This is a genomic window from Zhengella sedimenti (assembly GCF_046506625.1).
In the GTDB taxonomy this organism is placed as follows: domain Bacteria; phylum Pseudomonadota; class Alphaproteobacteria; order Rhizobiales; family Rhizobiaceae; genus Zhengella; species Zhengella sedimenti.
Window position 1 is genome coordinate 1 of record NZ_JBKFFP010000001.1, and the last position, 22,104, is coordinate 22,104.

Annotated in this window: 24 protein-coding genes; 8 read left to right on the plus strand and 16 right to left on the minus strand. The window is 65.8% G+C overall.

Going from position 1 to position 22,104, the window contains the following annotated elements; genetic code table 11:
• Positions 1-187: 187 nt before the first annotated feature.
• From ACLB6G_RS00005 to ACLB6G_RS00025, 5 genes are all read right to left on the minus strand, one after another.
• Entirely contained in the window at positions 188-2,053 is a 1,866-nt protein-coding gene (locus ACLB6G_RS00005; protein ID WP_410354049.1) for a feruloyl-CoA synthase, read from the minus strand.
• Positions 2,054-2,120: 67 nt separating this feature from the next.
• Positions 2,121-3,551: an FAD-dependent oxidoreductase gene (locus tag ACLB6G_RS00010; RefSeq protein WP_410354050.1), complete on the minus strand. Its 1,431-nt coding sequence runs from the start codon at positions 3,549-3,551 to the stop codon at positions 2,121-2,123.
• Positions 3,548-3,694: a hypothetical protein gene (locus ACLB6G_RS00015; protein WP_410354052.1), complete on the minus strand. Its 147-nt coding sequence runs from the start codon at positions 3,692-3,694 to the stop codon at positions 3,548-3,550. The genes ACLB6G_RS00010 and ACLB6G_RS00015 overlap by 4 nt, the downstream gene beginning before the upstream one ends.
• A gap of 94 nt (positions 3,695-3,788) precedes the next feature.
• Positions 3,789-4,706, minus strand: a complete 918-nt coding sequence (locus ACLB6G_RS00020; protein ID WP_410354053.1) for an EamA family transporter — start codon at positions 4,704-4,706, stop codon at positions 3,789-3,791.
• A 56-nt stretch (positions 4,707-4,762) separates the two neighbouring features.
• Positions 4,763-5,524 (minus strand): GGDEF domain-containing protein, encoded by a 762-nt coding sequence (locus ACLB6G_RS00025; RefSeq protein ID WP_410354054.1) that lies wholly within the window; start codon positions 5,522-5,524, stop codon positions 4,763-4,765.
• Between the two features lie 128 nt (positions 5,525-5,652).
• On the opposite strand from ACLB6G_RS00025, the gene ACLB6G_RS00030 reads away from it, so the two are divergent.
• Positions 5,653-6,354 carry a pyrimidine 5'-nucleotidase gene (locus ACLB6G_RS00030; protein ID WP_410354056.1) on the plus strand — a complete coding sequence of 234 codons (702 nt, stop codon included), beginning with the start codon at positions 5,653-5,655 and terminating at the stop codon, positions 6,352-6,354.
• 9 nt (positions 6,355-6,363) lie between these two features.
• Here ACLB6G_RS00030 and ACLB6G_RS00035 read toward each other — a convergent pair whose 3' ends face one another.
• The 3 genes from ACLB6G_RS00035 to ACLB6G_RS00045 form a co-directional block, all read right to left on the minus strand.
• Entirely contained in the window at positions 6,364-6,939 is a 576-nt protein-coding gene (locus ACLB6G_RS00035) for a copper chaperone PCu(A)C (RefSeq protein ID WP_410354057.1), read from the minus strand.
• A 120-nt stretch (positions 6,940-7,059) separates the two neighbouring features.
• The gene (locus ACLB6G_RS00040; RefSeq protein WP_410354058.1) at positions 7,060-7,452 is read right to left on the minus strand and encodes a DUF2946 family protein; all 393 of its coding nucleotides are present in this window, start codon (positions 7,450-7,452) and stop codon (positions 7,060-7,062) included.
• A 91-nt stretch (positions 7,453-7,543) separates the two neighbouring features.
• Complete coding sequence (locus ACLB6G_RS00045) at positions 7,544-8,383, minus strand: LOG family protein (protein WP_410354059.1); 840 nt, start codon at positions 8,381-8,383, stop codon at positions 7,544-7,546.
• Positions 8,384-8,528: 145 nt separating this feature from the next.
• Here ACLB6G_RS00045 and dapD point away from each other — a divergent pair, with 145 nt between their 5' ends.
• The 4 genes from dapD (at position 8,529) to ACLB6G_RS00065 (ending at position 12,054) form a co-directional block, all read left to right on the plus strand.
• Positions 8,529-9,383 carry a 2,3,4,5-tetrahydropyridine-2,6-dicarboxylate N-succinyltransferase gene (dapD, locus tag ACLB6G_RS00050; protein ID WP_410354060.1) on the plus strand — a complete coding sequence of 285 codons (855 nt, stop codon included), beginning with the start codon at positions 8,529-8,531 and terminating at the stop codon, positions 9,381-9,383.
• 90 nt (positions 9,384-9,473) lie between these two features.
• Complete coding sequence (locus ACLB6G_RS00055) at positions 9,474-10,220, plus strand: hypothetical protein (protein WP_410354061.1); 747 nt, start codon at positions 9,474-9,476, stop codon at positions 10,218-10,220.
• A 35-nt stretch (positions 10,221-10,255) separates the two neighbouring features.
• Complete coding sequence (gene dapE, locus ACLB6G_RS00060; protein ID WP_410354062.1) at positions 10,256-11,461, plus strand: succinyl-diaminopimelate desuccinylase; 1,206 nt, start codon at positions 10,256-10,258, stop codon at positions 11,459-11,461.
• A 5-nt stretch (positions 11,462-11,466) separates the two neighbouring features.
• Positions 11,467-12,054, plus strand: coding sequence for a transporter (locus ACLB6G_RS00065; RefSeq protein WP_410354063.1), 588 nt, complete (start codon positions 11,467-11,469; stop codon positions 12,052-12,054).
• On the opposite strand, the gene truA is transcribed toward ACLB6G_RS00065, so the two are convergent.
• Genes truA through def form a run of 3 tightly spaced genes read right to left on the minus strand, consistent with a single transcriptional unit; the run spans position 12,045 to position 14,304 of the window.
• Positions 12,045-12,794, minus strand: coding sequence for a tRNA pseudouridine(38-40) synthase TruA (gene truA / locus ACLB6G_RS00070; RefSeq protein WP_410354064.1), 750 nt, complete (start codon positions 12,792-12,794; stop codon positions 12,045-12,047). The genes ACLB6G_RS00065 and truA overlap by 10 nt on opposite strands.
• A 4-nt stretch (positions 12,795-12,798) precedes the next feature.
• Positions 12,799-13,731 (minus strand): methionyl-tRNA formyltransferase, encoded by a 933-nt coding sequence (gene fmt, locus ACLB6G_RS00075; RefSeq protein WP_410354065.1) that lies wholly within the window; start codon positions 13,729-13,731, stop codon positions 12,799-12,801.
• A gap of 39 nt (positions 13,732-13,770) precedes the next feature.
• Positions 13,771-14,304, minus strand: a complete 534-nt coding sequence (def, locus tag ACLB6G_RS00080) for a peptide deformylase (protein WP_410354066.1) — start codon at positions 14,302-14,304, stop codon at positions 13,771-13,773.
• A gap of 118 nt (positions 14,305-14,422) precedes the next feature.
• Here def and ACLB6G_RS00085 point away from each other — a divergent pair, with 118 nt between their 5' ends.
• Positions 14,423-15,640, plus strand: a complete 1,218-nt coding sequence (locus ACLB6G_RS00085) for a DNA recombination protein RmuC (protein WP_410354067.1) — start codon at positions 14,423-14,425, stop codon at positions 15,638-15,640.
• A gap of 107 nt (positions 15,641-15,747) precedes the next feature.
• Positions 15,748-16,062 carry a TraR/DksA family transcriptional regulator gene (locus ACLB6G_RS00090; RefSeq protein ID WP_410354068.1) on the plus strand — a complete coding sequence of 105 codons (315 nt, stop codon included), beginning with the start codon at positions 15,748-15,750 and terminating at the stop codon, positions 16,060-16,062.
• A gap of 21 nt (positions 16,063-16,083) precedes the next feature.
• Here the strand turns inward: ACLB6G_RS00090 and ACLB6G_RS00095 are convergent, their stop codons facing one another.
• Positions 16,084-16,257 carry a hypothetical protein gene (locus ACLB6G_RS00095; protein WP_410354069.1) on the minus strand — a complete coding sequence of 58 codons (174 nt, stop codon included), beginning with the start codon at positions 16,255-16,257 and terminating at the stop codon, positions 16,084-16,086.
• 160 nt (positions 16,258-16,417) lie between these two features.
• Here ACLB6G_RS00095 and ACLB6G_RS00100 point away from each other — a divergent pair, with 160 nt between their 5' ends.
• Positions 16,418-17,452 carry an NADP-dependent oxidoreductase gene (locus tag ACLB6G_RS00100; protein WP_410354070.1) on the plus strand — a complete coding sequence of 345 codons (1,035 nt, stop codon included), beginning with the start codon at positions 16,418-16,420 and terminating at the stop codon, positions 17,450-17,452.
• A gap of 6 nt (positions 17,453-17,458) precedes the next feature.
• On the opposite strand, the gene ACLB6G_RS00105 is transcribed toward ACLB6G_RS00100, so the two are convergent.
• The 4 genes from ACLB6G_RS00105 to ACLB6G_RS00120 all read right to left on the minus strand — a co-directional run bounded on the left by ACLB6G_RS00105 (position 17,459) and on the right by ACLB6G_RS00120 (position 22,042).
• The gene (locus tag ACLB6G_RS00105) at positions 17,459-18,688 is read right to left on the minus strand and encodes a lytic murein transglycosylase (protein ID WP_410354071.1); all 1,230 of its coding nucleotides are present in this window, start codon (positions 18,686-18,688) and stop codon (positions 17,459-17,461) included.
• Positions 18,689-18,770: 82 nt separating this feature from the next.
• The gene (gene recR, locus ACLB6G_RS00110; protein ID WP_410355131.1) at positions 18,771-19,379 is read right to left on the minus strand and encodes a recombination mediator RecR; all 609 of its coding nucleotides are present in this window, start codon (positions 19,377-19,379) and stop codon (positions 18,771-18,773) included.
• A 42-nt stretch (positions 19,380-19,421) separates the two neighbouring features.
• Positions 19,422-21,020: an ATP-dependent DNA ligase gene (locus tag ACLB6G_RS00115; RefSeq protein ID WP_410354072.1), complete on the minus strand. Its 1,599-nt coding sequence runs from the start codon at positions 21,018-21,020 to the stop codon at positions 19,422-19,424.
• The gene (locus tag ACLB6G_RS00120; RefSeq protein WP_410354073.1) at positions 21,017-22,042 is read right to left on the minus strand and encodes a ligase-associated DNA damage response exonuclease; all 1,026 of its coding nucleotides are present in this window, start codon (positions 22,040-22,042) and stop codon (positions 21,017-21,019) included. Before ACLB6G_RS00120 ends, ACLB6G_RS00115 begins: the two co-directional genes overlap by 4 nt.
• Positions 22,043-22,104: the final 62 nt, after the last annotated feature.

Sequence of the window (22,104 nt, forward strand, 5' to 3'; positions counted from 1 at the left end):
CGAAGTGCTCTGACCGGCCTGCTTTTCTTCACGCAATTTCGCGGACGCGAAAGTCTGCAACTTTCGCTGAAATTGCTCCCTTTCACGCAATTTCACGGGCGCGAAAGTCTGCAACTTTCGCTGAAATTGCTTGTCCGACCACGTGCGCATCACCTTTTTCGAAGTGCTCTGACCGGCCCGGCGAGTTTCAAGCCTTCGCCTGCCTGTTCGTCACCAGCACATGACTGGCCGGTTCACCGGCATAGATGTCCTCGATCAGGTGAGCACGGGCGGCCATGACAGCACGCTGGTTGATCGAGCCCTTGTCGGTGACCTCGTGATCGTCCAGCGAGGGCGGACTGTCGACGATGATGGCGCGGGCGACGAAATTGGAACTTCCGGTCGACGTCGCGCCGAGCGCATCGAGGCGTTCCTGGAAGATGCGGCGTACTTGCGGATGCGCGGCGACGGCGGCATCGTCGGCGTCGGCCAGTTCCGGCGCGATCCTGCGCACCGCATCGTGGTCGGTGAAAAGCAGGGCGCCGATGAAATTGCGGTTCAGGCCCGTCAGCACCGCATCGCGCACATAGGGCGCGAAGGTCTTGACGATCCTGGCCCGCACACCGGCGAAATCGACCCAGGTGCCGGTGGACAGCTTGAAGTCCTCCGTCACGCGGCCGTCGAAGATCAGGCCCTTGCCCGGGTCCTGCGGATCAACGAATTTCAACGCGTCGCCCATCATGTAATAGCCTTCCTCGTCAAAGGCCTCCCTCGTCTTGTCGGGCTGACGCCAATAGCCCGGCGTGATGGAGGGGCCACGCAAGCGTACCTCAGTCTTCTCCGCATTGGGCACGAGCTTGAGTTCGAGACCGGGCGCAGGCAGGCCCACCTCGCCCGGCCGTTCCACCGCCCAGGTCGTGGTCAGCGCGAAGGGCGCGGTTTCGGTGGACCCGTAGCCCGTGACGATGATGATCTTTTCGCCCACCGTCTGCTCGGCGAATCTCTCCAGCGCATCCCAGACATGCTGGGCAAGCCCGGCGCCGGCATATTGCATCAGCTTGAGGCGTGAATAGAAATTCCGCCGCAGCGCCTCATTGACCGCGAACTGGGCCGTCAGCATTTCGTAGCCCTTCGGCACGTTGAAATAGAGCGTCGGCGCGATCTCGGTCAGGTTGCGCACCGTTGCCGCAATGCCATTGGGCGTCGGCGCGCCATCGTCGATATAGAGCGAACCGCCATTGTAGAGCACCAGGCCGAAATTGTGATTGCCGCCGGCGGTGTGGTTCCAGGGCAGCCAGTCGACCAGCACCGGCGGTTCCTCCTTCAGGAAGGCCAGGGCATTGGCGATCATTTCCTGGTTGCAGGCCATCATGCCGTGGGTGTTGATGACGGCCTTGGGCATGCCGGTGGAACCGGAAGTGAAAAGGAACTTGGCCACCGTGGCGGCGGTGATCGCCGCATGGGCTTCGTCCACGGCCTCCGTGACAGGCGTTTGCGCCAGTTCGTCGAAGAAATGGGTGTCATATCCGTCGACCGGATCGCGGGCGAGAACCAGCGTCATGCCAGGCTTCATGATCGCGGCCAGCGCCTTCTCGTAAGGCTTGCCCACGGCGGTGAACACCATGCCCGGTGTCAGGAGATCGCAGACGTGCTTCAGCTTGGCATGGTCCTGCGAGACCAGCGAATAGGCGGTGGAGACCGGTGCATAGGGGATGCCGGCATACATGGCGCCCAGCGCCATCAGGCCGTGCTCGATGCCGTTGCCCGACAGGATGACCAGGGGCCGCTCGGCCGAAAGGCCATGGGCCAGCATGTATTCGCCTATGGCACGGACCTTTTCCAGCGCCTGCGCATAGGTCACCGTGCGCCAGTTCCCCTCGAAACGGTCCGCCAGGAAGATGCGGCCGGGCGCCTCGGCGGCCCAGTGCTCCAGCCGGTCCGTGACGGACCGGGCCGATTCCGCCAACCGGTATGGCGAACGCAGGATCACCACGCCGTCGGGCCGCCGCTCGGCCTCCACCGCCAGATCGCCGAGCAGGACAGGACGCATGCCGGGAACGTCGAGTAGCGCCATGAAAACCTCCCTCACGCACTTTGTTATCTTGTATAACTATAAGCGACTTCTGTCCACAGGCTTCGTCTCAGGGGCGCCGGACGAGGTGGTCCGCAAGGCGCAGGGCGAGAAGCACGATCGTGGTGGTGGGATTGGCATGTCCCGATGTCGGGAAAACCGAGGATCCGGCGATGAAAAGGTTCTCCATGCCGTGGACCCGGCAATCGGCATCCACGACGGAGGTTCGCGGGTCGGTGCCCATGCGCGTTCCGCCCATGTGGTGATGGGCGGCCAGCGGCGCGGTGCGGGGCAGGCTGCCCTCGCGCAGCCAGGGCGCCAGGCGCACACGGCCGGCGCCCGCACGGATCATGGCCTCGCCCGTCATCGTCATGGCCTGGCGGATCGTGTGCAGATCGCTGTCGGCAATGCGCCAGTTCAGGACGATCCGCGGCACGCCGGCGGCATCGCGTCCGGTGGCGGAAAGCGCGACGTGGTTGGACCAATCCGGCGCCTGCTCCCAGCCGACGTGCAACTGCGCTGCGCAACGCAGGCGCAATCCGGCCCGGCGTGCACCCCACTCGGCAAGTCCCGGCGCGACACAGGCCAGTTGCGCCAGGAGATGCTTGGCGCCCGGATAGGGATCCTCGATCAGCCGGACATGGAAGTTCAGGATTTGTCTTGCCTCCAGCGCCGCACGGGACGGGCCGAAAAAGGCCTCTCCATCGTCATCGGTGGCAAATGGCGGGTCACCGAACAAGACCATGTCGCCTGCCTGGACGGCAGGATGCTCCATCCAGTAACGTCCAAGCGCGGCATCCATCGGGACAACGCCACGGCCCGAGACGATGTTGGACCAAAGCAGGAGCCGCGCGTTTTCCAGGCCGCCGGCGGCGACCACGACATGGCCGGCCGCGACCCTGCCCGCAGGCGCACCGCGTGACCACAGGTCCAGTCCGGTCACACGGCGGCCGTCGCCGTGAAGAGCGGGCACATAGGCATCCGTCACCAGCGCGACATGGCGCGATGCCGCGATCTGCGCACGGAAGTTCCGGGCAAAGCGCACCGGTTCGCTCTTGATGAAGCCGATCTGTTCCAGATCACCGGCAAACGTCCGGGCGGGCGGGAATGGCGGCAGTTCCAGGATCGACCGCGCCTCCTCCAGCCAGGGAGCAAGATCGGCCGCCCCGACAGGCCAGCCGCTTTCGGGGACGTGCGCCCGCGGTTCGAAATCATGGGGATCGAGCAAGCGGCACCAGCCTGCCCAATGGTTGGAGGATCCGCCGAAATGGCGCAGCCGGGTGATGTCGAGGTCGAAATAGGGATCGCCCCGCACCTCACCGCGATAGAAGGCCTGCGAGCTTTCCGTGAACGCCTCGCTCCCGGCCTCCAGGATGGTCACGGGAATGCCCGCGCGGCCGAGCGCAAGCGCGATCGTGACGCCTGCGGGACCGCTGCCGACGACAATGACACGCGGCCGGAACCCGGAAGACCGATACTGCTCCGGCCCGGAAAAGATCACCCGAGATCGCTCCGTGCGAGAATCCAGCCATCCCGTTCGACGAGCCCGGCCTTGCCGGTCCGGTTGCCCGCAGATACCCGGCTGCAGGCCAGCAGAGCAAGGCACGCCCCCATGAAGAAGCGGCGCGTAACGTAACGCATCAAGTCAATTCCCCCTTGCGGCCGCACAAACCGCATGAACCGGCTGATTGCCGCACGGCAATGAAAGTCAGCCGGGAGGAAATGTCAAATCAGCAACTCAAGGGAGAAGCACCAGCATGACGATCCCGGCGACGATCATGGCGCAACCGGCCACCTCCAGCCGGTTCATGTGCTCGCGGAACACGAAGACGGTCGAGGCGAAAATGAACAGCATTTCCACCTGGCCCAGCGCCTTGACCACGGCGGCCTGTTCCAGCGTCATCGCGGCGAACCAGAGGAAGGAGGCGGTCGCGCCCGCCAGTCCGGTCAGGGCGGACATGCGCCAGGCGGCGCGGATGCGGCCAAGTTCGGCGCGGTCGCGCCACAGCATCCAGCCCAGCATGAGAACGGTCTGGAGAAGGATGGCGACCACCAGCACACAGGCCGCCTGCACGAAATAATCCGGCACCGCCATGGTCTGCGCCAGCGAGAGCGACGCGGCGCGATAGGCCACGGCGGCGATGCCGAACATGGTGCCGGAGGCAAGCCCGATGGCAGCGGTGCGCGTGAAGACCGAGGCGACCAGCGCCCGGGCCGTGACCGGACCGCGCGCAACCGAGATCAGCATGACGCCCGCCACGGAAACGCAGATGGCCACCAGTGCGCCGGGCGAGACCCGGTCGCCCAGGAAGATGAGCCCGAAAACGGCGGCCTGCGCCGGCTCCGTTCGCGAATAGGCGCTGCCGACGGCAAAATTGCGCAATGAGAACATCTGCACCAGCAGGGCCTGCGCGGCGATCTGCGACAGCGCGCCGACCACGACCCAGACAGCGAAACCCGTGTTTGGCGCGGGAAGCGGGAGACTTGAAAACTGCAGGGTGGCGAGCAGGAAGACCAGAGCGAAGGGCGCGCCGAAGCCGAAACGGACAAAGGTGGCGCCGGTCGTGCCCATGGCGCCCTTCAGATGCTTCTGGAGGCTGGAGCGGATGTTCTGGATGAAGGCGGCAGCGATCGTGATGACGATCCAGGCTTCCATGGGGGACTCCGGGCGGGGACAGGCCCAAAGCCTTTAGCCTTCCGGCAACGCGGGAATCAAGCTGCCTGAGGCCTTGCCCCGTCGATCACGACGAGATTGCGGCCGCCGTTCTTGGCCTTGTAGAGGGAGGTGTCGGCGCGACGCAGCGCCTCGGGAACCGGCAGGTCCTGGGCTTCCACGACGCCACCGATCGACACGGTGAGCGGATGGCGCCGTCCCGCTTCCGGCTCAAAGACGATATCCGCGACAGCCCTGCGTACCCGCTCGGCGACAAGAAACGCATCGTCCTTGCCCGCGCCGCGCAGATAAACGGCGAATTCCTCGCCGCCGATGCGGCCGACGATGTCATGTGCGCGCACGCTCTCGCGAATGCGCCGGGTGATGGCGATCAGCGCCTCGTCGCCGATGAGATGTCCATAGCTGTCATTGATCGACTTGAAATGGTCGGCGTCGAGGATGAGGAGCGTGCCGCGGTCCGTCTTGCGGCGCAGGGCAGAGAGCTTCTTCATGAAATATTCACGATTGAGGAAACCGGTCATCGGATCGATCTCGACCTTGCGGCGCAAATCGGCATTGGACCGCTCAAGGTCCTCGCGAAGCGAATCGAGGTCGGCGATCGCCTTGCGATGCCGTTCGGACTGGTAGAGGAGATAGCCGACAAGCGGCATCGAGATCGCGTAGGGTGCAAGCAGGGCCATCAGGACGCTGGCCGTGTTGAAGCCGAGATGCGCCATCTTCTGCACAACGATCGTGAGCGCCGAAGTGACCAACAGGGCGGCGGTGCAAACCAGGAAGGCTTTCCACATGATCGACTTCATGTCACGAACTCCTGTTCCGCCGCCAGAATTAGCACTCCATTTTTAAGATATCTCTCATTTAACGATGACAATTTTCGTCAATTGCGCGGCGGGATGCATGCCGGCGCGGCGCGTGCAATAGTGACGTCATGAAACCGATTCCGCCGAGCGCTTCCTTCGCGCATGTCCGCAACTGGGTGTTCGACCTAGACAACACCCTTTATCCCCACCATGCCAACCTTTTCGCGCAGATCGACGTGCGCATGACGCAATATGTCGCCGACCTGCTGCAATTGCCGCGCGAGGAAGCGCGGAAGCTGCAGAAGGACTTCTACCGCGATTACGGAACGACGCTGAAGGGCCTGATGGAGGTCCATGGCATCGACCCGGACGATTTCCTGGAGAAGGTCCACGACATCGATTATTCCTGGCTGGCGCCGGACCCGGAACTGGGCGAGGCGATTGCCGCGCTGCCAGGGCGCAAGTTCATCTTCACCAATGGCGACCGGGGCCATGCCGAGCGCACCGCCCGGCAACTCGGTATCCTCGATCATTTCGACGAGATCTTCGACATCGTCGCCGCCGGCCTCGTCCCGAAACCCGCGCAGGAGACCTATGACAAGTTCGCGGCGCTGCACCGGGTGGCAGGCGCGCAGTCGGCCATGTTCGAGGACCTGGCGCGCAATCTCACCGTGCCGAAAGCACTCGGCATGAAGACGGTGCTGATCGTGCCGCGCAATTTCGAGCCGGATTTCGCAGAGGTCTGGGAGCGCGACGAACCGGGCGAAGGGGTCGTCGATCACGTGACCGACGACCTGAAGGGCTTTCTCTCGGCCATACTGGCGGATTGAGGGAAGCGGTCAGCCGCCCTGCTTCATCATGCCGCCATGGCCGCCGCCATGCATCATGCCCTTGCCGTCGCCCTGGTTCATCTTCATGCGGCCGTGGTCAAAGGGCATGACCTTGAGCGTCACGTCGACCTTGCCGGCCTTCTCGAAGGTGAGCGTGGCGGGCACGGTGCTTCCCTCCTTGAAAGGCTCCTTCACCTCAAGAAACATCAGGTGAAAGCTGCCGGGCTTGAGTTCGACGGTTTCCCCGGCCGGGATTGGCAGGCCATCGGCCAGTTCACGCATCCGCATCACGCCATCGGTAACGGCCATTTCATGCACTTCCCCGCGCGCCACCGGCGTCTCCACCTTCAGTAGGCGGTCATCCTGCGTGCCGGCGTTGCGGATGGTGACAAAGCCGCCGCCGGCCGGCTGGTTCGGCAGCATGGCGCGGGTCCAGAGGCCGGTGAGTTCGAGGTCGCCCGCCTTCAGCGGGGCCTGGTCCATGGCCATGGCCGCCTTGTCTTCCGCCATGGCGGGCTGAACGGCGGCAACAGCCGGGATGGAAAGCGCTGCCACAGCAGCCAGCGTCCTGAGGGTCTTGTTCATGTCTTTGCTCCTTGCGGCATGGGCTTTCGCTGCGCCATCCGCTGCACGGGGGTCCTGTCCGTGTCGAAATACTGTTCTGCGCCAGGCCAGAAAAGCAGGCGCGCGCCGTCACTTCGTTGCTCAAACGCAAACCGGCGGGCCGCGAATGGCCGGCGGCAGCGTGCGGGCCGGTTCGCCGCCACGCTCCTGCCCGATGGTCCAGCGCACCGGTGAGGCAGTGCGCGCAAGGACCGGCAGGGCCGGAGGCGAAACGGACAACAGCGGCTGGGCATGCCCCCCGGCCAGACAGAACGGGCAGTCGTCGGCGCCGGGCGGCGTCCCCGGCAACGGGCCGGAACCGGGCTGCACGGCGCCGAAGGATGAGCAGATCACGCCGGCAAAGGGAGAGCCTGCCGCCTTCGCCTCGGCAAGCGGCTTTGCATGCACGACGAGCACCACGACCGCCGCAAGGATGGCGAATGCCAATCCATCGCGGCGCAGCATTGCCAGGAAAGTGCGCGGCTGCCTGCTCATGCCTCTCAGATAAGCCGGATCAGACCGTTTTGGAAGTCATCGCGCTGCGGCATTTGTTCCGCACGCCATGAAAGCAGGACCCGAAAAGGGATCAGAGCCCGTAGAATTCCGCCACGGCCTTCCAGGCTTCATCCGCCGTGTCGACAAAGGTGATGAGATCCGGATCGTCGGGCGAGATCGTCCCCTGCGCGGCGAGGAAGTCCAGGTCGATGGCGTTGCGCCAGAAGTCCTTGCCGAACAGCAGGACGGGCACGCGCTCCATGCGGCCGGTCTGGATGAGCGTCAGCGTCTCGAACAACTCATCCATCGTGCCGAAGCCGCCGGGAAAGACCGACACCGCCTTGGCGCGCATGATGAAATGCATCTTGCGGATGGCGAAGTAATGGAAATTGAAGCACAGCTCCGGCGTCACATATTCGTTGGGCGCCTGTTCGTGCGGGAGCACGATGTTGAGGCCGATGGAAGGCGCGCCGACATCCTGCGCGCCGCGGTTGCCGGCCTCCATGACGCCCGGCCCGCCACCGGTGACGACGACGAATTCGCGGTAGCGCGACTTGGCCGATTCCTCCGAACACAGGCGGGCGAACAGGCGCGCCTCCTCGTAATAGCGGGCATTGGCCTCCAGGTTCTTCTTCTGGACGTCATTCTTGGCGGCCCAGGCCGCGCCGCCCGGCTCGGGAATGCGGGCGCCGCCGAACAGGATCACGGTGGAACGGATGCCGCGCTCGGCCAGCATCATTTCCGGCTTGAGCAGTTCCAGTTGCAGGCGCACGGCGCGCAGTTCGCGCTGGGTCATGAAATCCTGGTCGGTCCATGCCAGCCGGTAGGCCGGCGCCCGCGTCTGCGGCGTGTCGGGCACCGAACGCGCCCGCGCCGCGTCCTCGCCGGAATGCGGCAGCGGCGTCCAGCTCGACTTGTCTTCAGGATTCATGCGTCATTGTCCCCGACTGAAAGAAACGGGCAGCGATTCGCCCGCGATTGACCCCGTCCGGTCCTTCGCATAGGTTCCGCGCGATTTTTCCCGGAGGGAATCCTATTTCCCAATCCCTTAACACGACGTGTAGCGGAGCCTGCCGATGTCCAAGCCCGACCTTGCCGCCCTGGAAGCCGTGATCGAAAAGGCGTTCGATGAACGCGAGGGCGTTTCCACATCGACCCGCGGCGAAGTGCGCGATGCGGTGGAAACCGCGCTCAACCTGCTCGACCGGGGCGAGGCGCGCGTCGCCAGCCGCGGCGCGGATGGCAACTGGGTGGTGCACCAGTGGCTGAAGAAGGCGGTCCTGCTTTCCTTCCGGCTGAACCCGATGGAGATCATCAAGGGCGGTCCGGGCGATTCGACCTGGTGGGACAAGGTGCCCTCCAAGTTCGATGCCTGGGGCGCGAAGGACTTTGAACACGGCGGTTTCCGGGCCGTGCCCAATTGCGTCGTGCGCCGCTCCGCCTTCATCGGCAAGGGCGTGGTGCTGATGCCGTCCTTCGTCAATCTCGGCGCCTATGTGGACGCGGGCACGATGGTGGACACCTGGGCGACCGTCGGTTCCTGCGCGCAGATCGGCAAGAACGTGCACCTGTCCGGCGGCGTGGGCATCGGCGGCGTGCTTGAGCCGTTGCAGGCGGGCCCGACCATCATCGAGGACAACTGCTTCATCGGGGCCCGTTCGGAGGTCGTGGAAGGCTGCATCGTGCGCGAGGGCGCGGTGCTCGGCATGGGCGTCTATATCGGCAAGTCGACCAAGATCGTCGACCGCGAGACCGGCGAGATCCACATGGGCGAAGTGCCGGCCTACTCGGTGGTGGTCTCCGGCTCCATGCCCGGCAAGCCGCTGCCGAACGGCGAACCGGGACCGAACCTCTATTGCGCTGTCATCGTCAAGAAGGTGGACGAGCGGACCCGCTCCAAGACATCCATCAACGAGTTGCTGCGCGACTGACTGCCATGCCCTTCCCCGCTCCGCTGCAAGGCGGCGGAGCGGAACCGGCCTCGCAAGGCTTTTTCAAGGCTTTGCCGATAGAAAGGGCTCATGCCCTATTCGAAGCTCGACGCCGACAAGATCATCGCCACGGCCGAGCGGCTGGAACGCCGCATCGCGGAGCGCTTTCCCCAGTCGGGCCTTTGCAAGGTGGCGGGCGAACTGACCGAAACCGGTCGCGGGATCAGCGCCGAGGCGGCAACCATCGAGAAGAACGACTGGTACTGGCGCGCGCTGTCGCTGACGGGCATCGCGGCGGGCGCCGCCGTGCTGTTCCTCGCGTTCCGCTTCCTGCGCTTCGACCGTATCGAAACCGGCACGTTCGACATTCTCCAGGGCATCGACGCGCTGTTCAACACGGCCGTGCTGACCGGCGCGGGCGTCATCACGCTGATGGGGCTGGAACGGCGCCAGAAGCGCAAGACCGTGCTCAAGGGCCTGCACAAGCTGCGCTCGCTGATCCACATCATCGACATGCACCAGCTGACCAAGGACCCGGCGGCGCTGTCACGCGACTTCATCATGACGGAAAGCTCGCCGCTGCGCACCATGACGGCCGCGCAACTCAAGCGCTATCTCGACTACTGCTCGGAGATGCTCTCTTTGACCGGCAAGTTCGCCGCGCTCTACGCGCAGACGCTGCCGGACATGGAGGTCGTCAACGCCGTCAACGACGTGGAGGCGCTGGGCACCAACCTATCGCGCAAGATCTGGCAGAAGATCATGCTGACGGGCGAACAGGGCCGGACCGACGCTCCGGTTTCCTCGCCGGGTTCCGTCGATATCGTCAAGGCCTGATGACAGCCCGTTGCCGTTCGGCTAATCAGGCGGTCATGACCCGCTTCACCGATCCCGCCGCCATCCTGGCCGACCTCATCCGCTGCCCCTCCGTCACGCCGGCGGAAGGCGGCGCGCTTTCCGTTCTGGAAAACCTGCTGAAACCGCAAGGCTTTACCGTCGAGCGCCCGGTCTTTTCCGAAGAGGGCACGCCGGACATCGAGAACCTCTATGCCCGCATCGGCAAAGACGGTCCGCACCTCATGTTCGCCGGCCATACGGACGTGGTGCCGGTCGGCGATGCGGCGGCCTGGAGCGCCGGTCCGTTTGCCGCGGAGATTCGCGACGGGGTCATGTACGGGCGCGGTGCGGTGGACATGAAGGGCGGCATCGCCTGTTTCGCGGCCGCCTTCGCGCGCTATGTGAAGGATCACGGCCTGCCGCCGGGTTCGCTTTCCTTCCTGATCACCGGCGACGAGGAAGGCCCGGCGGTCAACGGGACGGTCAAGCTGCTGGAATGGGCGGCGGCGAAGGGCGAACGCTGGGACGGCTGCCTCGTCGGAGAGCCGACCAATCCGGGCCAGATCGGCGACATGGTGAAGACCGGCCGGCGCGGTTCGGTGTCCGGGCGTATCGTCGTGCACGGTGTGCAGGGTCACGCGGCCTACCCGCATCTCGCCGACAATCCGGTGCGCTCGGTCATCATGCTGGCCGAGGCGCTGATGACGCCGCCCTTCGACGAGGGATCGCGCGATTTCCAGCCGTCGAACCTGGAGGTCACCTCCATCGATGTCGGCAACACGGCGGCCAATGTCATCCCGGCGAAGGCGGAGGCCCGTTTCAACATCCGTTTCAACGACCACTGGACGGCCGAAACCGTGATGGCGGAAATCCACAACCGGCTCGACCGGGCAGCGCAGGACACGCGCCTGCGGCCGGGCGGACGGGAACCGGTCAGCTACGAGCTTATCTGGGCGGACCGGCCGAGCCATGTGTTCCTGACCCGTGACGAGGACCTGATCGCGACGATCACCAGCGCGGTGGAGGCGGAAACCGGGCGCGAACCGGCGCTTTCGACCTCGGGCGGCACGTCGGACGCGCGCTTCATCAAGGATTACTGCCCCGTGGTGGAGTTCGGACTGGTCGGCCAGACCATGCACATGGTCGACGAACGCGTTCCGGTTTCAGACCTCGAGACATTGACGCGCATCTATCATCATTTCATCGCCTACTGGTTCGCTGCCAAGGCGGGCGGAGCCTGAGGGCCATGCTTGACGCCGACTACGTGCAGGCCCACCTGTCCGCCGCCTGGCGCATCATGGCGACGGCGAAGGGTGACGCGTTGGCGCGCATGGATATCTCGGCGGAAGGGTTCTGGCGGTCATTCTGGTCGATCCTGCTCGCCCTGCCGCCCATGCTGCTTTCCTGGGTGGCGGCCGCGCCCGATTTTTCGGACGGCTCCGCGCTGTCTGCGACCGTGCTCCGGCTGGGATTGGCCGACCTCGCCGCATGGCTCCTGCCGATAGCCTTGCTCGCGCTCATCGGCAACGGCATCGGCATGGGCCGCTCCTTCGCGGCCTACGTGATCGCCACCAACTGGGGCAGCGCAATTCTCGTATGGCTGGCCGTGCCGCCGGCGCTCGTGCGGCTCTTGTCGCCGGGCGAGCCCGACCCGTCCGGCTTTCTCTCGCTGACGATCTTCCTGGTCTCGCTGGCCCTCGGCTGGCGCATCACGCACGGATCCATCGGCCGCGACGCCATGTATTCCACGGCGATCTTCATCGGCATGGCGGTCACGTCCGTGCTCGTGCTGGTCGCCATGCACAGCCTCCTCGGCCTGACCTCTCAACCGTAATCGACGCCGGTGAGATAGAGCCCGTGCGGCGGGGCCAGTGCGCCGCAGGCCTGGTGGTCGCGGGCTTCCAGCGCATGGCGCAAGTCGTCCCTGGTCCAGCGGCCCTCGCCCACAAGCTTGAGCGATCCGACCATGGACCGCACCTGGTTGTGCAGGAAGGAGCGGGCCGAGCAGCGCACCTCGATGCAGTCCCCGGACCGCGTCACGGCGATGCGCTCCATCGTCTTCACAGGGCTCTTCGCCTGGCACTGGGCGGCCCGAAAGGTGGTGAAATCATGGGTGCCGATGAGCACTTGCGCCGCATCGGCCATCGCCTGCTCGTCGATCACGCCCTTCTTCACCCACCAGGCGCGGTCGCGGTCCAGCGCCAGCGGCGGGCGGCGGTTGACGATGCGATAGAGGTAATGGCGGCGGGTGGCGGAAAAGCGCGCGTGAAAGCCCTCTTGCGCCTTTTCGACGGACAGGACCGACACCGCCTCGCCGGCCTCGCGCAGCATGGCGTTGACCGCCTCGTGAAACTTGAAGGGCGGCCAGTCGCGCTCAAGATCGGCATGGCTGACCTGCCCCGTGGCATGGACGCCGGCATCGGTGCGGCCGGCCACCTGCAAGGTCACATCCTCGCGGGCAAAGCGGGCGATGGCGGCCTCGATGGCGGCCTGGACACTGTGGCCGTTCTTCTGGCGCTGCCAGCCCTTGTAGGGCGTGCCATCATATTCGACCGTCATCCGATAGCGCGGCATGGCGTCAGTCCAGCCTCGTTCCGGGACCGACCGGCGCTCCAAGGAGAAAACCCCTGGCGTCGAGCGGCTTGCCGCCGGCCTTTTGCAGCCGGGTGAGGCGAACGGCGCCCTGGCCGCAGGCCACCGTCAGCGCATCGTCCAGCACGGTGCCGGGCGCGCCCTCGCCCTTGCCCAGCGTCGAGCCCAGAAGCTTGACCCTTTCGGGGCGGCCTGCGCCGAGCGTCATCTCGCACCATGCGCCCGGGAAGGGCGAAAGCCCGCGAATCCGGTTGTGAACCTCGCGAGCCGGGCGCGACCAGTCGATCCGCGTCTCGGCCTTCCCGATCTTGCCGGCATAGGTGACGCCGTCTTCCGCCTGCGGCGTCAGCGTCAGCGTTCCGGTGGCAAGCGCCGCCATGGCTTCCACCATCAATGGCGCGCCGGTTTCCATCATCACGTCGTGCAGTTCGCCGGCCGTCATGTCCGGGCCGATGGCGACGGGCGCCGTCATGGCCACCGGGCCCGTATCCAGCCCCTCGTCCATCTTCATGACCATCATCGCCGTTTGCGTATCGCCGGCCATGATGGCGCGCTGGATGGGCGCCGCGCCGCGCCAGCGTGGCAGGGCGGAGGCATGGCCGTTGAAGCAGCCCAGGCGCGTGCCTTCCAGAACGGCCTTCGGCAGGAGAAGGCCATAGGCGACAACGACCGCCACGTCCGCCTCCAGCGCACGAAACGCCGCCTGTTCCGCTTCTCCCTTCAGCGAGACAGGCGTGCGCACCTCAAGCCCGAGTGCTTCGGCGGCCTTGTGAACGGGCGAAGGCGTCAGTTCAAGGCCACGGCGGCCGGCCCTGCGCGGCGGCTGCGAATAGACGGCAACGATCTCATGCCCGGCCGCGTGAAGCGCGCGAAGCGTTGGCACGGAGAAATCCGGCGTTCCCATGAAGACGATGCGCATGGCAGGCTCCCCCGGCTTCCTGAAGGCGGCGCGGACGCGTCAGCCCACCATGGTGCGGGTGCCGCCGCGATCCTTCGCCAGTTTCCTGAATTTCTTGATGACCATGTCGCGCTTCAGGCGCGAGATGTGGTCGATGAAAAGAACCCCGTTCAGGTGGTCGATCTCGTGCTGCAGGCAGGTGGCCATCAGGCCCTCGGCCTCCATCGTGCGCTGCTTGCCGTCAAGGTCGAGATAATTGACCGTGACGCGGGCGGGCCGTTCGACCTCGGCGTAATAGTCGGGGATCGACAGGCAGCCTTCCTCGTATACCGACCGGTCGTCGCTGGATGCCACGATCTCCGGGTTGATGAAGACATGCGGCTGCGGTTCCTCGTCCTCCTTGGCCAGATCGATGGTCAGCATGCGGATCGGCTCGGCCACCTGGATGGCGGCAAGGCCGATGCCCGGCGCATCATACATCGTGTCCAGCATGTCCCTGGCGAAATTGCGCAAGGCATCGTCGACGCGCTCGACAGGCTTTGACACCTCGCGCAGGACGGGATCGGGCAACAGGACAAGCGGCTTGATCGTCATGGCGTGCACATAAGCGTTCGCGCGCGAGGCGTCAACGCGCCTGCTTGCGTTTGTTCGCGTTTTGATCTCGCATCGGCGATGCAAAACTGTTACCGTCACGATCATGGAATCGTTGATCATGCTGCTTTCGGAGCCGGCTGGCACGCTCGGCCGGACCATCATCACATTGGGACATGTCGCGCTTGCGGCCGCGGCGGTGCTGGTGGGGGCCGGCCTCCTGGCATGGCGGCGGGGGGCGCGGCGGAGCGCCGAAGCCGCCGCGCAGGCAGCCGAGCAGCAGCGCCTGCTGGCCGACCTGATGAAGGCGCAGGGCGAGATGCAGGGACGCATGGCGACGCTGGCCGAGGTGTTCGGATCGCGCCAGGCCGAGCTCAACCAGTCGATCCGCGAACGCCTCGACGGCATGACGAGCCGGATCGGCCAGACGATGGCCGAGCAAACCAAATCGACCCATGAAAACCTGGCGAAACTGCAGGAGCGCCTGGCGGTCATCGACACGGCGCAGACCAACATCCAGTCGCTGGCGGGCCAGGTGGTGGAACTTCAGGCCATCCTTTCCAACAAGCAGACGCGCGGGGCCTTCGGCCAGGCCCGCATGGAAGCGATCATCGCCGACGCACTGCCGGCGGGCGCCTATGAATTCCAGGCGACGCTCGCCAACGGTTCGCGGCCGGACTGCCTGATCCTCATGCCGAACGGCGCTCCGCCCTTGGTCATTGACGCGAAATTCCCGCTTGAGGGCTGGAACGCGGTCCGCGAGGCGGAACACGCGGAAGCCGAGAAGCAGGCCCGCCAGCGCTTCCGGCGCGACATGGAGGTGCATGTTTCTGCCATCGCCGAGAAATATCTCAACCCCGGCGAAACACAGGACACCGCCTTCCTGTTCGTGCCGTCGGAATCGATCTTCGCCGACATCCACGAACACTTCGAGGCGCTGGTGCAGAAGGCGCACAGGGCACGCGTGGTCATCGTTTCCCCATCGCTGCTGATGCTGTCGGTGCAGGTGGTGCAGGCGGTGCTGAAGGATGCCCGCATGCGCGAGCAGGCACACCTGATCCAGGGCGAGGTGGCGCATCTGATGAACGATCTGGGGCGGCTGAACGACCGCGTGATGAAATTGCAGAGCCACTTCGGACAGGCGGCGCGGGACATCGAGCAGATCGTCACCTCCACACAGAAGCTGTCGCGGCGCGGCGAGAAGATCGAGGCGCTGGAATTTGCACCTTCCGAAGCCGATCGGCGGCGCCAGGGCATGTCCTTGCAGGATGGCGCGCCGCCCCCGGGCGGCGAAAACGGGGGTGGACGTCTCAGGTTGCGCCTGGTCGACGAGGATTGACCCGAAGCCCGGTCTTGAGCCAAATCAAGAAAAATCACGCAAGTCCGGTTATCGTGCCGGAAGACGAGCCGCGCACGACGCGGCCTACAAGAGGAAAGACAAATTTCATGGTCGATGTCGCCTATTTCAAGAACAAGCTTCTCGCCCGCCAGGCCGAACTGCGTGAACGTCTCGCGGAAATCGAACATGACCTGGACGAACCGGCGAGCGCGGACACCGAGGAGCGGGCCACGGAGCGCGAAGGCGACGAAGTGCTGGAAAGCCTCGGCAACCAGGGCATGGAAGAGCTTCGGCGGATCGACGCGGCGCTCAAGCGCGTCGAGGACGGCAGCTATGGCGATTGCGTGAAATGCGGCGAGGAAATCTCTGTCGACCGGCTGGAACTTCTGCCGGCCACGCCCTTCTGCCGCAATTGCGCCTGACCGGCACCCTTCGCCTGACGATCACCGTTTGACGCGAATGCGCACCGGCTGAAGCGCCAGCCGGTCGCAGGCGCGCAGGAAAAGTGCGCGACGGGCGAGTTCGCGCGCCTCGGTCAGCAATCCGCCCTGCTTGAGCAGTCTAGCCTGCTTGATCATCATCATGGCGAGGTCGTTCAGGCGGCCGTATCTTTTCATCTCTCATCTCCCTGTGCCCCATTCCCTTTTACGCCGATCGTGCCAAACGGTTTCGGGCTTCACGTTCTGTTTACCAAGGCTCATACGGCACGGCCTGCTTGCCCTCGCCGGTCGCGGGCCTATAGTCCCGGCTCGACGATCGCCATCAGAGGAGAACAACATGGGCGCGAACGGTCAACGGATCATCCTGACGGCTTATCCGAAAGGAATGCCGGGCCATGACGAACTGAAGCTGGAAGCCCATGACTATGCCTCGCCGGGCAAGGGCGAGGTCCTGCTCAAGGTCATCTACCTGTCGCTCGATCCCTACATGCGCGGGCGCATGAGCCCGGCCAAGTCCTATGCCGCCTCGACCGAGATCGGCGGCGTGGTGACGGCGGAGGCGGTGTGCTCGGTGGTGGAAAGCGGCGATGCCTCGCTTTCGGCCGGTGACATCGTGCTGGCACGCACCGGCTGGCAGAGCCATGCGGTGCTGCCGGCCAATGCCTGCCGCAAGCTCGACCCCGCGGCCGCGCCCATTTCCACCGCGCTCGGTTGTCTCGGCATGCCGGGCTTCACGGCCTATGCCGGCCTGATCGAGCATGGCAAGCCGAAAGTCGGCGAAACCGTGGTCGTCTCGGCGGCGAACGGCGCCGTCGGCCAGCTCGTCGGACAGATCGCGAAGATCAAGGGCTGCCGGGCTGTGGGCATTGCCGGATCGGACGAGAAATGCGCGCAGGTGGTGGACGAATTCGGTTTCGACGCCTGCGTGAACTACAAGGACGCCGATTTCCCGGAGAAACTCAAGGCGGCCTGCCCGGACGGCGTGGACATCTATTTCGAGAACGTGGCGGGCGACGTGCTGAAGGCCGTGATCCCGCTGTTCAACGAATTCGCCCGCATGCCGGTTTGCGGCACCATCGCCTATTACAATCTTTCGGGACTTCCGGAAGGGCCGGACTTCCTGCCCATGTTCATGCGGGCGATCCTGGTGAAGCGCCTCACCGTGCGCGGCTTCATCAATTACGACCACGAGGCGGAGCATCGCGTCGCCTTCGAGCGCGAGATGGCGGAGTGGGTGCGTGACGGCCGGATCCGCTACACGGAAGACATCGTGGACGGACTGGAAAACACCGTGGACGCCTTCCGGGGCCTGCTCACGGGGCGCAACAAGGGCAAGCTGATCATCCGCGTCGCGGACGATCCGACGGCCTGATCCGGGTCAGCGGATCGCCTTGACCAGTGCCGCACTGGGAAAGCAGGTGGGCTGGCGGCCGTTCTTCGCCTGCCAGGCGCCGATGGAGCGCCGGGTCTTGAAACCCGGCAGGCCGTCGGCGCCGCCCACGTCATGGCCCTGGCTCTCCAGGACACGCTGCATGGCGGCAATGTCGGAGCGCCAGAGCTTGTCGATCTTCCCCCAGCCTTGGGTAAAATCGCCGACATTCCATTCGATGCGGTCGCCGACATGGCCGACGAAGAGCGCGTAGAGGTCGCTCTCGTTGTAGTCCTTCAGCACGTAGAAGTTGGGCGTGACGATGAAGGCCGGACCAAGGCGTCCGGCCGGCATCATGAGATAGCCCTCGCCCCTCAGTTCGTGGGCGGGGAAGGCCTTGCCGTTCACCCGGCGGATGCCCATCGCTTCCCATTGCGCGATCGGCCGGCCCCGGTCCGGACCTTCCAGCGCGCAGGAAACCGATTGCGGCACGACCACCTCGAAGCCCCAGTCGCGGCCGGTCTGCCAGCCGTGATGGCGCAGGTAATTGGCGATGGAAGCCAGCGTATCGGCTTGCGATCCCCAGATGTCGGCGCGCCCGTCGCCATCGCCGTCGGCGGCATGCTTGAGATAGGATGAGGGCATGAATTGCGGCTGGCCGAGCGCGCCGGCCCAGGAGGATTTCATGTTGCGCGGCGGCACGCCCCTTTCGGCCATTTCGAGGGCTGCCAGCAGTTCGGCGCGAAACAGGTCCTTCCGGGTCGACATGAAGGCCTTGGTGCCAAGCACCTCGAAGACATCATGCGGTATCTTCGCGCGCCCGAAACCGCTTTCGCGCGCCCATATGGCAAGCAGGACGCGGCCCGGCACGCCGTAGGCGCTCTCGATGCGTTGCAACGTGGAGGCCAGGCGGGTCTTGTGCTTGCGCCCGCCGGCCGCCGCGCCCTGCACCGTCCCGGGATTGAAATACCGGGCGGGCGCGCCGAACTCCGCCTGCCGCTGCTCCCTCGGTGTTTGCGGCTTCGTGCCCGGCGGCACGAGGTCCGGCAGTTTCCAGTTCAGCGTCACGCCGTCGAAGGCGGCGTTGAACGTAGCCGCGCTGACGCCGCGCTGGCGGGCCTGCGGCCAGAGATCGCTCGCCAGCCAGTCGCGGAACTGGCGTTCGACGGCAGCCGACTGCGCAAAGGCGGGCATGGCCGTGACGAGGGACAGCAGGCAGGCTGTGATGATGCGGCGCATGGCGGGCGGCCTCCGGCGTTCGTCGTGCGATTCGAAGGCCATCCTACCATTGCAAGCGGCGGGAAAAAGGCGCGCGCCCGGCTCAGAAGCTGGTGCGGGCGCGCAGCGCGGCGGCCAGCGTGCCGTCGTCGAGATAGTCGAGTTCGCCACCCACCGGCACACCGTGGGCAAGGCGCGTCACCTTCACGTCGAACCCGGCCAGCCGGTCGGTAACGTAATGGGCCGTGGTCTGGCCCTCCACCGTTGCATTGACCGCCAGGATGATCTCCGACACACCGCCCCCGGCAACGCGGTCGACCAGGCCGGCGATGTTGAGATCGTCGGGGCCTATTCCGTCGAGCGGCGAGAGCGTGCCGCCGAGCACATGGTATCGGGCCGCCGTCATGGCGCCGGCGCGCTCCAGCGCCCAGAGGTCGGCCACATCCTCCACGACGATGATGACGGCGCCGTCGCGGCGCGGATCGGTGCAGATGTTGCACGGATCGACCGTGTCGACATTGCCGCAGACCGAGCAGGTGCCGACCTTCGCGTAGGCATCGGCCATGGCGCCGGCCAGCGGTCCCATCAACTGGTCCTTCTTCTTGATGAGATGCAGGGCGGCACGCCGCGCCGAGCGCGGCCCCAGCCCGGGCACCTTGGCCAGAAGCTGGATCAGTTTCTCGATTTCCGGGCCTGCGATTCGCTTGGACATGGGCGAGAAATAGACCGAAAGGGGCATTTGAGCCAGTGCGGATCAGCCGCCGAGCGAAGCCAGCAGCCCCTTGAGGTCGGCGAGCGTGTTGATTTCGGAAACCGGCTTGTCGGTGCGCCAGCGGGCCATGCGCGGGAAGCGCAGCGCAATGCCGGACTTGTGGCGGCTGGAGGCCTGGATGCCCTCGAAAGCGATCTCGAAGACCTGGACGGGGGGAACGGAACGGACCGGGCCGAAGCGCTCCAGCGTGTTGGCACGCACCCAGCGGGTGATCTCGCGGAACTCGGCGTCGGTCAGGCCGGAATAGGCCTTGGTGAAGGGCACGAGATTGCCGTGCTCGTCGGGCACGGCGAAGGTGAAATCGGTGAACAGGTTCGCACGCCGGCCATGGCCGGCCTGGGCATAGATCATCACCGCGTCCACCGTCAGCGGATCGACCTTCCACTTCCACCAGTCGCCGCGCTTGCGGCCGACATGATAGGGGCTGTCCAGCTTTTTCAGCATCAGTCCCTCGGCGCCGCGTTCGCGCGCGGTATCGCGGGCAGCGGCAAGATCCGCCCAAGCTGTTGCCGGGACCGTTGGCGAAAGGCGCAACGGCGCGTCACCGGGCAGGCTGGCGACCAGTCCTTCCAGCCGGGCGCGGCGTTCGGCGAACGGCATCTGGCGCAGGTCCTGGCCATCCTGTTCCAACATGTCATAGGCGGTCATGACGACGGGGGTTTCCGCCAGCAGCCTTTTCGAGACGGTCTTGCGGCCGATCCGGGTCTGGAGCGCCTGGAACGGCAGGGCGGCGCGATCGCGCCAGGCCATGATCTCGCCGTCGATCACCGTGCCGTCGGGCACGAAATCCAGCGTGGCGGCAAATTCGGGAAAGCGGTCCGTGACCAGTTCCTCGCCGCGCGACCAGACGAAAACCTCGCCGTCGCGGCGCACCAGTTGCCCGCGAATGCCGTCCCACTTCCATTCGGCCAGCCAGTCCGAAACGTCGCCGAGGCTGTCCGGCTCAGCCTCCAGCGGATGAGCGAGGCAGAAGGGATAGGGTCGGGACGTGGCGGCCTCGTTGTCGCCGGACAGGATGAGGCGTTCGAAGGTGGTGGTATCCGGCGACCAGTCGCCCATGATGCGGTGGGCGAGTGCCGTCTCCTCGATGCCGGTGGCCGCCGCCAGGGCCCGGGTCATCAGCTTCTGCGACACGCCCATGCGGAAGCCGCCGGTGATCAGCTTGTTGAACAGGAAGCGGCCTGTGCGGTCCAGCCGGTCCCAGGCCGACAGGATGGCCGCCTTGCGGGTCTCGTCATCGGCCTCGCGCAGCGCCCGCGTCTCGTCGATCCAGAAGGTCAGGCTCTCGTCACTGGTCTGCCCGGGTTCGGGAAGGACGAGGGCAATGGTCTCGGCCAGGTCGCCGACCACCGGATAAGCCTCCTCGAACAGCCAGAGGGGAATGCCCGCGCGCTCGGCGGCCCATTCGCGCAGGTTCGTTGCCGTCACGGCGCGGCGCGGCCGGCGTCCGGAGAGCAGCGCGACGGTCCAGAGCCGGTCATCCTCGGGTGCTTCCCGGAAATAGTCCGCAAGCGCCGCGACCCTGGCATTGGTGCTGGTGGTCTGGTCCAGCGCGGTGAAGAGCGCGGCGAAGCGGTTCATGCGCCTTCCCCGGCTTCCTCGCCGGCCGGTGCCGTGTCGAGGCTTTCACCCTCGTATTCGGTGGACACGACATAGGCGTCGTAGCCGCGCGATTCCAGCCACCTGCGGAACGGCCCGGTATAGCCGTGGGTGACGAAGACGCGTTCGGCGCCGGTCGCCGCGATGGCGGCGTTCAGGCCGTTCCAGTCGGCATGGTCACTCATCACGAAGCCGCGATCGGCCGCGCGCCTGCGCCGCACGCCGCGCAGCGCCATCCAGCCGGAGGCATAACCGCGCGAGACCGGGCCGAAGCGGCGCATCCAGCTTCCGTCCATGGCCGAGGGCGGTGCGATCACCAGCCCGCCGGCAAAGGTGGCGCGGCCCATGTCCGGCGTGACGCGCGTGGCCGGCGGCAGGTCAACGCCCTGTTCGCGCAGCACCGCGTTCATGTTCTCCACGGCGCCATGGGCGAAGACCGGGCCGATGGAGAGATCGAGGCTTTTCAGCACACGCTGCGCCTTGCCCAGCGAATAGGCGCCGATGACGGCCACCTTGCCGGAGGCCGCGCAATCGCGCCACCAGGCGTTCAGTTCGGCGGCGAGATCGGCCTGGCTTGCCCAGTTGAACACCGGCAGGCCGAAGGTGCATTCGGTGATGAAGGCATGGCAGGCGACCGGCTCGAAGGGTTCCGACAGGCTGTCTTCCTCGACCTTGTAATCACCGGACACCACCCAGACCTGGCCGCCCGTCTCGACGCGGATCTGGGCCGATCCCGGCACGTGGCCGGCCGGATGAAAGCTGACGGAGGCATCGCCGATCTTCAGCATCTCACCGTAGGCAACGGTCCGGGCCGACACCCCGAGGCGGCGCTGGATGACCGGTGCGGCGGCCTCAGTGCACAGATAGCTGCCATGGCCGAAGCGGGCATGGTCGGCGTGGCCATGGGTGATGAGCGCACGGTCGACGGGCCGCCAGGGATCGATGAAGAAATCTCCTGCGGGGCAATAGATGCCCTTTTCCGTGAAGGTCAGCACGTCGCGCATTCACACCTCGCTCGAACGGTCCATATAGGCGCGATGACGCGCTTTTCATCCATGCGGCGGAT